This window comes from Pseudomonas sp. OIL-1 (assembly GCF_010669185.1).
Classification (GTDB): Bacteria; Pseudomonadota; Gammaproteobacteria; order Pseudomonadales; family Pseudomonadaceae; genus Halopseudomonas; species Halopseudomonas profundi.
Window position 1 is genome coordinate 458,662 of record NZ_CP048629.1, and the last position, 11,903, is coordinate 470,564.

The following is an 11,903-nucleotide window of genomic DNA, read 5'->3' on the forward strand; positions in this document are numbered from 1 at the left end:
GCTCTGAATAACGTCCCGAATCCTGACTTACCGGGACGCTGAAACCGATCAGAATTTTAGTTGATCACCTGGCTCAGGTTTGGCCGGACACTCTGGTCCGGACTCGCCGTCCGCTGCGCAACGTTCATCGCCGAGAGTGTAAAGCGCGTCACGAACGATTGCCTCCTCTTCCGGGTTGACTGGCTCAAGCGCAAGCTTCTGGTCGGCTTCGGGGACAACAGGCTCAGCCGGTCGGGTATCCACAGTCGGAATGGGTTCGGCGATGACAGCCGGAACCTTGGCGGCAGCAGCATCAGTACAGCCCTCTGTAGTACATGGGCCCGAGGCAAAGCTGACATCGATATTCTGCGTAGCAGCCAGCGAGTCAAACTCAGCTGAGCTGTCTGTTACGTGTTCGCCAAGCTCGGCTTGCTTTGCTTCATATCCAAGCACGCTTTTATCAGCCCCGCTTTTACCACAGCCGGAAACTGACAAGCCGAGTACTACGCCATACGCCAATAGGCGAATTATCTTCATGAAGGTGTTCAGCTCTCACTTCTCAGTATGGATCGAGCGCTCCTGGTGCGCTGGTTATCATCGACCACGCTCATCGGGGTGTTGGTGCTCCTACTTCATTGCTTGCATACGCCCGCTCACGGTCCTCGGAAGGCCAGCTTGATCAGCGCGGAAAAGGCACAGTTTACCCTTGACAGCCCTTCGTAGTAATGCTGGCAAAGGGCTAGGATACAGCGCTCCGGGTGGACTGGCTCCGGTTGAACTGATAGGGTAGTTCTCCACCGGACGTAGCAAACCCGGGCCAGCAATGCGTTTTCATCGGTCATCTGCGCCGAAATCTATCGGGTTATATCCCTTCTGTTTGTGCCTGGGCGAGAGCTTCAATGCGCCGTGCTTGCTTGAGTCCGTTATTTAACCGCTGATGGATCCTCGTTTGATATTTATGGATTTCCAGCCCTGTCAATTCACAAAGGGACGATAATTTGAACGATTCCACACTTTTCCAATTCTCGACGTTGACTGTGTTGCTACTGTTGCTTGCGTTTTATGGCGGCACCTATCTTCTGACGTTGCTGATCAAGGACAAGAAAGAAAATACCGACGCCTTTATGGTTTCAAACCATCGCATCGGCTTCGGCCTGGGCGCCGCCAGCATGACCGCCACCTGGATCTGGGCCGCCTCATTTTACGCAGCCGCCACCTCCGGTTATACCTACGGTGTATCAGGCCCTCTGCACTATGGCTTGTGGGGCGCCTTGATGATCCTGTTTATCTACCCCTTCGGTCGCCGGTTCCGCAAGCTGGCTCCGAATGCGCACACGCTGGGCGAATTGATACATGCCCGACACGGTGCTTCGAGCCAACTGATTCTGGCCTCGTCTAACGTACTCGGCAGCATCATCAGCCTGATGGTCAACTTCACCGCGTCCGGTGCGCTGGTATCGGTACTGTCGCCGTTATCTTTCCAGGCCGGTGTCATCATTGCTGGCGTCGGCGTGCTGTCATACACACTCTGGTCTGGCTTCCGCGCCTCGGTCCTGACAGATTTCGCCCAGCTCATGGCAATGATGGCCATCGCCATCGTGATCATCCCCGCAGTACTGTTCTCCCTTGGTGGGCCAGCCGCTCTGGTCGACAATATGGATGTGCTCACACCCGAGCAGGCAAACCTGTTCTCCATGGATGCCATCCTCAACCAGGGTGCACCTTTCTTTGTGGCTGTACTGGCCTATGCGATCGGCAACCAGACCATTTCGCAGCGTCTGTTCGCGGTCCGCGAAGATCACATAAAGCCCACCTTTATTACCGCTACCATTGGCTACGGTGCCATCGTGATCGGCCTGGGCATGATAGGGCTCATGGCACTGATAACCGGCATCGAACCCATCGATGGCGACATGAACAACCTGATCCCACAGATGGTCTCGATGTATCTGCCGCCGGTGTTCATTGGTCTTTTCTTCATTCTGGTTATCGGCTCGTTATCATCGACTGCGGACTCTGACCTGTGCGCGCTTTCCGCCATTGTCATGGCAGACGTCTACGGCAAAAACATCGCCAAGAACAATCCCGACCCGACAAAGATGTTGTTCATCGGCCGGTTGACCATGATCGTGGCCACGCTGCTCGGCGTAATTTTTGCCAGCTTCTCCATGGATATTCTGATCATGCTGGTATTTGTCGGTGCACTGTGGGGTGCAATCGTATTCCCGGTGATCGCAAGCTGTTTCTGGGATCGAGTGACCAACACGGCGTTCACCTGGGCGGTGGTAGCCGGGTTGTTGATGTTCTGCCTGGCGCGCTTCGAACTGCTGCCCATGACTGGCGTGATCGGCCTGTTCTTCGAACTGCTCGGCTCTGCTGGCGGCGGCGTGGTCATCGGTCTGATGAGCTTCGGGTTCTTTGGCCGTCGCGCAGGTCTCATCATAGGTGTGCTCGGCGCACTGGTCCTGGCCTATTTCACCCTGGACTTCCTGCGCGACTACACCGTGCTACTGGCCTCGCTGACCGCCTATGGCGCAAGCACCATCGTGTGTATAGCCATCAGCCTGCTGAGCTCGCACAAGTTTGATTTCCAGAAAATCAGCCGCGACGTGGGCAACTACGACCACAACGCCAAAGCGGCTCAATCTTAATCTTGGACAACCGCCGCCCGCTTTGGGCGGCGACAGGAGACATACTATGCAATCGCTACTTCTAGGTTCTTACATCCTGATCTGGCCGCTCGCGTCGCTGGCCGTGCTGGCCGTGATTCTGACCGCCACACTAAAAGACCTTCGCAAAGCCAAGCAGGAGCAGCGCGGCCTGGTCTGATCCAACGAGGGCGTGCGGGTGAGAATCCGGCCGGCATGCCCTGCTCAATCACTGCCCCCTCCATGCATGATATCCCTGCCAATCTTCACTCCCGCCGTTACCCGTCTGTCTTAAAACTCTGCCTATAGCGCAGGATGTGATACGCGTCTAGATAACATTTCACTTTTTAGTTTAATTTTTCATATAACCGCCAATCGTCGCTCACAAACTTTCTAAGCGGAAGGTGAGCCGTCAACTTTTATACAATAAAATCAGTAACTTTTGAACAAACAGCCCGAACAGCCTGTCTTGTTAGGGTGCACTTGCTTTATATCGATTTGTAAAATTACGTGTGCTTACGCAGCTTCTTACCCATACTGCTCACAGCGCAGAAGGAACAATCAAACATACTAGGAAGATGGTATGAATAAGATTTTTGCGGTAATACTCACCTTTAATCGAAAGGATTTGCTTAACAGGTGTTTGCAAGCGGTCTACAGCCAGACCCGAGCCTGTGATGGTGTCATTGTTATCGATAACGCTGGCACCGATGGAACCGAACAGATGCTCAAAGAGCTCGATTTTCCGAATCTTGAAGTACACATCCTGTCGAACAATATAGGTGCGTCAGGCGGATTCAACGCCGGGTTTCGGATTGCTTATCAACAAGGCGCTGACTTCGTCTGGATGATGGATGATGACGTCATCCCCAGCCCTGACGCCCTTCAGCGCCTGCAGGAAGCGGACGAGCTCCTGGACCAGAAATCAATGGAGCGCGCATTTTTACTGTCCACTGCGTATACGGAAGGCGGTCTGATAACGAACGCACCTTCCATGGACCAGCGGCGCAACCGTATCGATTATGAAAATTGGCCACTGACCCTGGAGCACGGCATCGTCCCGGTACGCAGGGCAACTTTTGTGTCGATACTCGTACCGCGGGCGACGCTGGCAGAGTATGGGCTACCTCTGGCTTCGATGTTTATCTGGGGCGAAGATACGGAATACACGTTACGTATTACCCGGAACGCTCCCGGCTTTATCGTGGGAAATAGCAAGGTCCTGCACCTTAGACAAGAAAACGGTGCTATCAGCATTCTCGCCGAGCACAATCCCAACCGATTGAAATACCATCGTCATTACGTTCGTAACGAGGTTTTTGTAGCGAGAAAGTATTATCGTCCGCGCCGCCTGATCATGTCAGTTTTCCACCAGATCAAACTCATCAGTCAACTACTCGGAATGAAAGAATTCGGTAAAGCCAGAATTGTTCTCCAGGGACTGATTGAAAGCAGCCACTTCCATCCGAGTGCGGAAGCGATAGATGCGCCGTTTTCCAATCTCGGGGTAACCGTGCGTAGCTTTCTGCTGGATGCTCCGCAACCACTGGCTACCCCTCCGGTCGCAGTCTCCAGACTCGAGCCGGTTAACGAAGACAATATGTCAGAACAGTTTCTCAGAGCGGTCTACGATTAGCGGCCATGCCGCATCCTTGTCCGAGATGGTCGTTACCGCCTCGGGCCAGGTAATCCCAAGCCGTTCGTCGTTATAACGCAAGCCGCGCTCGGCCTCCGGCGTATACGGAGCCGAAACCAGATAGCTCACCTCTACATCATCCTCCAGCGTCTGAAATGAATGCGCAAAGCCTGGCGGCACGTAAAGCTGGTGCCGGTTCCGGTCGGTAAGCTCGAATAGCTGGTGCTTCAGATAGCTTGGCGAGTCTTCGCGCAGATCGACAATCACATCGACGATGGCCCCGCGCAAGCAACGCACCAACTTGGCTTCAGCGTAGGGCTCGGCCTGGTAGTGCAAGCCCCGTAGTGTCCCGCGGTTTGCAGAAACCGAGGTGTTCTGCTGAACATAATCGGTGACAAGTCCATGCCTGGCAAACTCGTCCCGGCACATCGTACGCGCAAAAAAACCGCGCTCATCCCCACGCGGTTCCAGTTCGATCAGCCAGGCATCCTTCAGCGTCGTTTCGTGAAATATCATTTGCTGCTCCTTGAAAGATAACCGCGCAGCCGCGCGGTATCAGGCAAACATCTCTTCCTGTTCGGCGTAGAGACGATCTACTACTCGTCCAGCGGGTACATTGACGTCATCAAATGTCAGCGGCGTGTCTTTCTTGACTGCCCGCTTGAGGGTGCAACCCAGCGCCAGACCAACCGGCAACAGGCGCTCGCTACGAATTGGCTGAATGTTTTCCGCGACGCCATAGACTTCGTAACCACCGAAGTCACCGATGAGCTCACCTTCCTGCAGATCTTTCTTTGCCACCGCAATCACGCCGACCATGGGACCTGCCTTTGGCGTCAGCACAGGATCATCGAACAGCACCGCGCGCGCCACGGAGTTGGGTACCTCGAAGTGACACAGGTGATAAGGCGTGTAGAAGCAGTAAAAAGGCCCTTTGCCGAGCTTGTACAGCTCCAGATAATGCCGCTGCCGAGGGTTATCCAGCGTGCCCAGAACGAATACGCCCGGGCCAGGGCGCGCGCCTACCACGTAATCGACCAGCCCGGGGCTCGACGCGTCCAGGTGAGGCTCAAAGGCGGACAATGTATCTTCGATCGGGACCAACGGAGCCCCCGGATCGCCGCCAGAAAAATCCGGCCCTATCATTCCGCGACGAGCAACCCGCATGCCGGTGCCATTGGCGACAATGGCCTGCTCGAAGGAAATCTTGGTGCCATCGGCGAAGGAAGCAACCATAGCCGGCTTTTGCCCCCACCGCCTGGCGAAGCTTTCCTGGGTGGTCGGGTTGCGATAGGGATCGTGCAAACCCTTGATGTTGCCGCATAAAACAGGCTTTACGCCCAGACCCGCAACGAATCGGTAGAGATTCATCTGTACCCCAGGCTGGTCGCCATCGGAAAAGGTATAGACCACTCCTGCGGCGTCGGCCTTGGCTTTCAGTATCGGACCGATTGTGCCGTCCAGTTCCGCGTTCATTTGCACGACATGCTTGCCCGCTTCCAGCGCGGCCAGCAATGCCCGGGCGGCGAACTCGATCGAACCTGTGACTTCAATGATCGCGTCCAGCCCTTCAGCCCTTGCAAGCGCCTCGGCATCTTCCGTCACCGCAGCGCGACCGGCCTTGATCGCGTCTTCCAGCGTGGCCTGAGAGTCACAACGGGCCGGCTGAATGCCGACCTGGTCAAACACTCCCACCGCCGCCGCAATATTGCGGTTGGCCACGGCGCACAACGTCATACCCTGGGTAGCCGTCATGATCTGCAATGCGATGCCACTCGCCTGAAAACCTGCACCGATCATACCTACACGAATAGGCCGACCCTCGGCCTGGCGCCGGGCAAGCGCCGTATCAACAATAATCATCACACATCTCCGACAGGTGTAAGCTGGGCTTGGCGATCAATCTTTCCAGAGCTTCCACGGCGCACCGCGCGCCCAGGCCTCTTCCAGCACGACCTTGTCGCGCAACGAGTCCATACTCTGCCAGTAGCCCTTGTGCGCAAAACTGCCCAGCATGCGACGCTCGACCAGTCGATCCATGGGTTCGTTCTCCCAAACGGTCTGGTCGTCATCGATCAGATCGAAGACTTCAGGCTCGCAAACGAAAAATCCACCGTTGATCAGACCACCATCAGCGGCGCCCTTTTCACGGAAGGCGTCGACATGGCTGAGATTGTCGGACAAACGCAAAGCGCCATAACGACCGGGCTGGGTAACGGCCGTCAGGGTGCACCAGCAACCCGACGCACGGTGCGACTCGACCAGCGCAGTGATATTGACATCGCTGACGCCATCGCCATAAGTCAGACAGAAGGGACCATCCATCAGGTACTTCTGGGCACGCTTGAGGCGGCCGCCGGTCATGGTATCGCCACCCGTGTCGAGTACCGTTATTTTCCAGTTCTCCGGCAGCTTGTCATGCCACTGGACCTCACCGGTAGCGAGGTCGATGGTGTAATCGGAACGATTGCCACGATAGTTAAGAAAGTAATCGCGGATGTAATCAACCTTGTAGCCGCCGAGCACCACGAATTCGTTAAAGCCATGATGGGCGTACATTTTCATGATGTGCCAGATGATGGGCTTACCGCCCACCTCGACCATCGGCTTGGGACGAACGGCTGTTTCTTCACTGAGACGGGTACCAAAACCGCCGGCAAATATGACTACTTTCATTTTTTACCTCTCCTTAGGCAGGTAAGTCGGCCGCGCGACCGGCTGGAAAATACTGTATTTCACAGGGGTAACCATTTGAGAGCCTCTGATAAACGACCCTGTGCAATGTGGTCCTGAAGAACGTGCAGTCGCATCAGCGGCGAAGCCCGGAAGTCAGGGTCGTTGAACTTCATCCGTTGCAACCCTTCGATCAACTGGCCGATTGAATCGGAGAGCGTCATCAGCGGCTGGTGATCGGGGGCGAGTTTGGCAAACAGGCTGAAATCCACTTTGTAGGATCGGCTGTCTACAGGCGCGTCGGTATTAATGCTGACCGATGTGCCGGGGACTGCATCAGCCACTGCCGCTGCCAGATCGCGAACCTGATGGTTGCGCTCATCAGAGCCGGTATTGATGTGCAGGAAACGACCACCATTGCTGGCCGGGCGCTGGACCGCCCAGTCGATTGCGCGGGCCATGTCAGCCACGTCAATCAGTGGACGCCACGGGGAACCATCGCTGAGCACCGTAATTCGGCCTTCGCTGAGTGCACAGGCGACAAAATCGTTGAGAACAAGATCAAGGCGGAGCCGGTCGGACATGCCGCAAGCAGTGGCGAACCGCAGGCAGGTTACGACCATGTCACTATCGATACCTGCCAACTCTTGTTCGGCACCGATCTTGGATTTGGCATAGGCGGTCATGGGCGCGACCGGGTCAGTCTCACATCTTGGCGCACCGTGAGCGACGCCATACACGCTGCAACTGGAGGCAAACACGAAATTGCTGACGCCGGCCTCAGCAGCCAGCTTGGCAATCGAGACGGTGGCTTTCTGATTGATTTCTTCTGTCACACCGGCGAAACGATTGCCCATCGGGTCATTCGACACGGCGGCAAGCTCTACCACAGCGGTGTAACCTTCCAGCATGGACGCGGAGATCGTGCGCACGTCGCCGTAGAACTGGCGATCGAGGTAGCGCTCCGGCGCAGCGGTCGCGCCGGTCAGGCAATGACTGAAATAGGCGTTGTCAAATCCATGAATGACGGCTTCAGGGTGGCGTAATGCCAGCTCCCTGACAACCGAAGGACCGACATATCCGAGGTTTCCGAGTACGAGTATCTTCATAAGGGCCTTCCCTGCGCCAAGTGAGGCTGGTTGCGGGTTGTAGCGAGCAAACGATTGTTTGAACTGGTCCTATGATACGTACGCATTACGAAAGTTCATTTCAGCACAACGAGAAATGTGACATCAGTCCGCTACTGCCTGACAGCAGCGCCCGAAACATTTTGAAAATTAATCACTTATGAGCGAGCCACAGCATCGCGCGACGACCAGCGGTACCGGCCACAGGTAAACAGAGGAGGCTTGATTCGGAGGGGGGAGGACAACGTCAGGACATGAATGGCGCCAGCCGAGGGATGATTCCCGGCGTGGCGCTCGGAGATCTGACAGGCGTTAGAAGATCAGCATGAAAAAGCCGATCACCACTGCGAGACCAATCAAAAAAATGATACCGGCCGTACTGGCTAGAAACTTGAGCATAAAAACTCCTGATGTGAAGACTGTCATTTTTCGACTGACAACCACCAGCGTAGTTCAGCCTGGTCCGGCCTGGCGGGAAGCGCACCAAGCGCTATTTTCTGTATTTTTGCCGCAAAGGCTTTAAGATGGCGCGGATTTTTAACCCTATTATCGGAGCACTATTGATGCGCAAAGGAACTACAGTCGCCGTTGCGGGCACTCTCGCCGTGGTCAGCGGGCTCGCTGCCGCCTCCCCCCTGCAGTGGCAAGACAACAGTCTGACCTATTTGTATGGCACGGATTTCGAGATTGACCCGAAAACCCAGCAGACCTTTACTCTGGAACACGCCAGTGGTTGGAACGCCGGCGATCTGTTCATGTTCATCGATAGCATCCAGTACAACGGCCGCAAGGACGCGACGGGTAACAACAGCACCTATTACGGAGAGATCGCGCCGCGCCTGTCGCTTGGCAAGTTGAGCGGGCAATCAATCAGTTTTGGGCCTGTCAAGGATGTATTGCTGGCCGGAACCTATGAATTCGGCCGTGGCGACATCAAGAACTACCTGCTCGGCCCTGCAGTGGATCTTGACCTCCCCGGCTTCGATTATTTTCAGCTCAATACCTACTATCGACACGCTGATACGCCCGATGGCAGCCGTGGCAGCTGGCAGATCACTCCGGTCTGGGGTTACACGCTGGCCGCGGGTAAGTCAGACATTCTGATCGACGGCTATATCGACTGGGTGGTCGATAACGACGGAGCGGGCCCCCACGCCAATTTTCACTTCAACCCGCAAATCAAATACGACCTGGGCAAGGCGCTGGACTGGAAAGCCAAGCAATTCTATGCCGGTATTGAATACAGTTACTGGAAAGACAAGTACGGCATACGGAACAGCCGCGACTTTGATACCAACCAGAACCTCACCAATCTATTGGTAAAAGTGCACTTCTGATCGCTGTTACAACCTACCGGTGCCTACCCAGGCACCGGCTCGAGTCCCTGCCGGATCGTGCCGTTCGCTAATCTCTCCTCGCTTCACGTAGTGCGTTCTTCCTTCGCTCGCTCGATCCATCCGGCATGCTGAATATCTGAAGCCTATTTCCTGACCAGCAGAGCGGATAGCAAGCAGCCTGGGCTCACCAACCAACAGAGCAAGCCGCGCGAAGGAAGAGTTTGATTCGTGAAGCATAAGGAAGAGAGTAAACCAGAGGAAACACGCTGGACTTTCAGGGAGGATCAGACAGAGGCAATATTGGCAGGTTCATCGGACACGTTAGGCGCTACCACAATCAAAGCCTGAGTAATTGCTTCGGCCAGCGCATTCTCGCCGAACGGCTTGGCCAAGCGCGGAACCTTTATGGGAATTTTGCTCCGGCGAGACAATTCAGCGTAACCGGTAGCCAATACAATCGGCAGTTCGGGGCGTTCTGCCCGGACGATCTCAGCCAGCTGCATGCCGGTCATACCCGGCATCGCGTGATCTGTAATGATCAGGTCCACGTTGCGTTCGCGCAGCAGCTCAAGGGCTTGCGGGCCTGAACTGGCCTCAATCACCTTGTGTCCAAGCTCCTCAAGCATCGCCGTTGTGTTGGTCAGAACCAGTGGATCATCATCCACCGCCAGAACATCCAGCGGCCCCTTGAATTCTGCAATCGTATCCGGATCCATAGTCTGGGTGGGTTCCGGCTCGCTGATTGCTACCGGTAGCCACACCTCGACGGTCGTACCTTTATCCTTCTCGCTGTTTACCACCAGCTTACCGCCCAGTTGGCCGGCCATCCCATGAACCATGGACAAACCCAATCCTGTCCCCTTACCCACCCCTTTGGTGGTAAAGAACGGTTCGGTGACCCGCGCCAGCGTTGCTTCATCCATTCCTTCGCCCGTATCGGTCACGGAGAGCCGAACATACTCGCCCGGCTCCAGCTCACCCGTCTCGCCACCGGCGTGATACTCGGCGCTGGCGGAAATCTCGATGGTGCCGCCCTCAGGCATTGCATCACGTGCGTTAACGACGAGGTTGAGCAGGCTGGTCTCAAGATGATGGGCATCAGCCTTGACCGAGGGCAATACCGAAGAAAATCGCGTGTTAATGGAAATCGAGGGTCCGATCGAGCTTTCCAACAAACCGGACATACCCCCTACCAGTTCAGGCACCGAGACTGCCTCGATTCGCAGTTCCTGCTTGCGGGCGAAGGCGAGCATACGTTGCGTGAGCGTCGCGCCGCGTTTCGCACCCTCGATGGCATTTTCGATAAATTGCATCACCCGCGTGTCATCCGGGAGGCGCTTGCGGGCCATCTCCAGGCTCATCAGCACTACGGTCAGTAGGTTATTGAAATCGTGCGCAATACCGCCAGTCAGTTGGCCTACCGCTTCCATTTTCTGCGCCTGGAACAGCGCTTCACGTGCCTGCTCGAGTTCTTTCTCCCGTTCAACCCGCTCAGTGACATCCCGGGTAACCTTGGCGAATCCCGTCAGGTTTCCCTCAGGATCGTATATTGCATCGATAATCACATGAGCAACGAACCGGCTGCCGTCCTTGCGCATTCGCCAGCCTTCACTTTCAAAGCGACCAACGCGTGCGGCCGTTGCCAGGCTGGCTGCGGGCTTACCGGCAGCGCGGTCCTCTGGCGTATAGAAGCGCGAGAAATGCTCGCCTACTATCTCTTCCCGCTTATAACCTTTGATGTGCTCGGCGCCGGCGTTCCAGTTGGTGACCAGGCCACCCGGACTGAGCAGATATATAGCGTAATCCGTCACGCCTTCGATTAGCAGACGAAATTGCTGCTCACTTTCACGCAGCGCCTCTTAGGCCATCTTGCGCTCGGTTAGGTCACGGGTGATCTTGGCATAACCAAGTATTTCGCCCGCGGGATCTCTGATCGGGTCAATGATGACGTGCGCCCAGAAACGAGTGCCATCCTTGCGGATGCGCCAGCCTTCCGTTTCGAAGCGTCCTTCGCGCGCAGCTATATCGAGACCGCGTTGTGGCTTTCCAGCGCGTTGATCACTTTCAGAATAAAAGCGAGAAAAATGGCAACCCATTATCTCATCGGCGGAATAACCCTTGAAGCGCTCAGCTCCCGGATTCCAGCTGGAAACAATGCCGTCAGGGTCCAGCATATAGATGGCATAATCTGTCACCGAGTCGATGAGCAAGCGATAGCGCCCTTCGTCGGTCAGCGAAGCTTCCAGCTGTTCAACCTTATTCATCGCTCTATTCCTACAATGTGTCGTTAGCCGATCATGATACACATTGAAAGACTGTATACCGAACCGGCGTCACAAAAAACGTCAAGCGTTTTACATTCCGCTGTATCGGCCGGCCACCGACACTCGGGCGAATCACCATCGGACGGGCCGGATGACTGGCTTCAATCGGGCAGAAACGTCATTCAATGTTAAACCAGCCTGAAATTGTAGCAATTGGCTTCCCTATGCCTGTTCTCACT

At 55.5% G+C, this 11,903-nt stretch carries 9 protein-coding genes and 1 pseudogene; 4 read left to right on the forward strand and 6 right to left on the reverse strand.

The features are described from left to right. Positions 1–48: 48 nt before the first annotated feature. Entirely contained in the window at positions 49–516 is a 468-nt protein-coding gene (locus G3M63_RS02120) for a hypothetical protein (protein WP_163981749.1), read from the reverse strand. Positions 517–977: 461 nt separating this feature from the next. Between G3M63_RS02120 and G3M63_RS02125 the strand changes: the two genes are divergently transcribed. The 3 genes from G3M63_RS02125 (at position 978) to G3M63_RS02130 (ending at position 4,263) form a co-directional block, all read left to right on the forward strand. Further along, positions 978–2,630 (forward strand): sodium:solute symporter family protein, encoded by a 1,653-nt coding sequence (locus tag G3M63_RS02125; RefSeq protein WP_163981750.1) that lies wholly within the window; start codon positions 978–980, stop codon positions 2,628–2,630. Positions 2,631–2,676: 46 nt separating this feature from the next. After that, positions 2,677–2,808 carry a putative transporter small subunit gene (locus G3M63_RS19425; RefSeq protein ID WP_218573642.1) on the forward strand — a complete coding sequence of 44 codons (132 nt, stop codon included), beginning with the start codon at positions 2,677–2,679 and terminating at the stop codon, positions 2,806–2,808. Between the two features lie 402 nt (positions 2,809–3,210). Further along, entirely contained in the window at positions 3,211–4,263 is a 1,053-nt protein-coding gene (locus G3M63_RS02130) for a glycosyltransferase family 2 protein (protein WP_163981751.1), read from the forward strand. Here G3M63_RS02130 and rfbC read toward each other — a convergent pair. The 4 genes from rfbC to G3M63_RS02150 are packed head-to-tail and all read right to left on the reverse strand — an operon-like array spanning position 4,231 to position 8,045. Next, a complete protein-coding gene (rfbC, locus tag G3M63_RS02135; RefSeq protein WP_150300134.1) occupies positions 4,231–4,779 on the reverse strand; it encodes a dTDP-4-dehydrorhamnose 3,5-epimerase in 549 nt (182 codons plus the stop codon). The genes G3M63_RS02130 and rfbC overlap by 33 nt on opposite strands. A 39-nt stretch (positions 4,780–4,818) precedes the next feature. Further along, the gene (locus G3M63_RS02140) at positions 4,819–6,126 is read right to left on the reverse strand and encodes an NAD(P)H-dependent oxidoreductase (protein WP_163981752.1); all 1,308 of its coding nucleotides are present in this window, start codon (positions 6,124–6,126) and stop codon (positions 4,819–4,821) included. 36 nt (positions 6,127–6,162) lie between these two features. After that, positions 6,163–6,939 (reverse strand): glucose-1-phosphate cytidylyltransferase, encoded by a 777-nt coding sequence (rfbF, locus tag G3M63_RS02145; RefSeq protein WP_150300132.1) that lies wholly within the window; start codon positions 6,937–6,939, stop codon positions 6,163–6,165. A gap of 59 nt (positions 6,940–6,998) precedes the next feature. Then, positions 6,999–8,045, reverse strand: coding sequence for an NAD(P)-dependent oxidoreductase (locus tag G3M63_RS02150; protein ID WP_163981753.1), 1,047 nt, complete (start codon positions 8,043–8,045; stop codon positions 6,999–7,001). A gap of 578 nt (positions 8,046–8,623) precedes the next feature. Here G3M63_RS02150 and G3M63_RS02155 point away from each other — a divergent pair. Continuing rightward, entirely contained in the window at positions 8,624–9,400 is a 777-nt protein-coding gene (locus G3M63_RS02155; RefSeq protein ID WP_371923516.1) for an outer membrane protein OmpK, read from the forward strand. Positions 9,401–9,684: 284 nt separating this feature from the next. On the opposite strand, the pseudogene G3M63_RS02160 reads toward G3M63_RS02155, so the two are convergent. After that, positions 9,685–11,664: pseudogene (locus tag G3M63_RS02160) on the reverse strand (PAS domain S-box protein). Positions 11,665–11,903: the final 239 nt, after the last annotated feature.

Excerpts from the sequence above, each read along its gene's own strand:
- rfbC (WP_150300134.1), bottom strand. The coding sequence starts at position 4,779 with ATGATATTTCACGAAACGACGCTGAAGGATGCCTGGCTGATCGAACTG.
- G3M63_RS02130 (WP_163981751.1), top strand. The coding sequence starts at position 3,211 with ATGAATAAGATTTTTGCGGTAATACTCACCTTTAATCGAAAGGATTTG.
- G3M63_RS02140 (WP_163981752.1), bottom strand. The coding sequence starts at position 6,126 with ATGATTATTGTTGATACGGCGCTTGCCCGGCGCCAGGCCGAGGGTCGG.
- rfbF (WP_150300132.1), bottom strand. The coding sequence starts at position 6,939 with ATGAAAGTAGTCATATTTGCCGGCGGTTTTGGTACCCGTCTCAGTGAA.
- G3M63_RS02150 (WP_163981753.1), bottom strand. The coding sequence starts at position 8,045 with ATGAAGATACTCGTACTCGGAAACCTCGGATATGTCGGTCCTTCGGTT.
- G3M63_RS19425 (WP_218573642.1), top strand. The coding sequence starts at position 2,677 with ATGCAATCGCTACTTCTAGGTTCTTACATCCTGATCTGGCCGCTCGCG.
- G3M63_RS02120 (WP_163981749.1), bottom strand. The coding sequence starts at position 516 with ATGAAGATAATTCGCCTATTGGCGTATGGCGTAGTACTCGGCTTGTCA.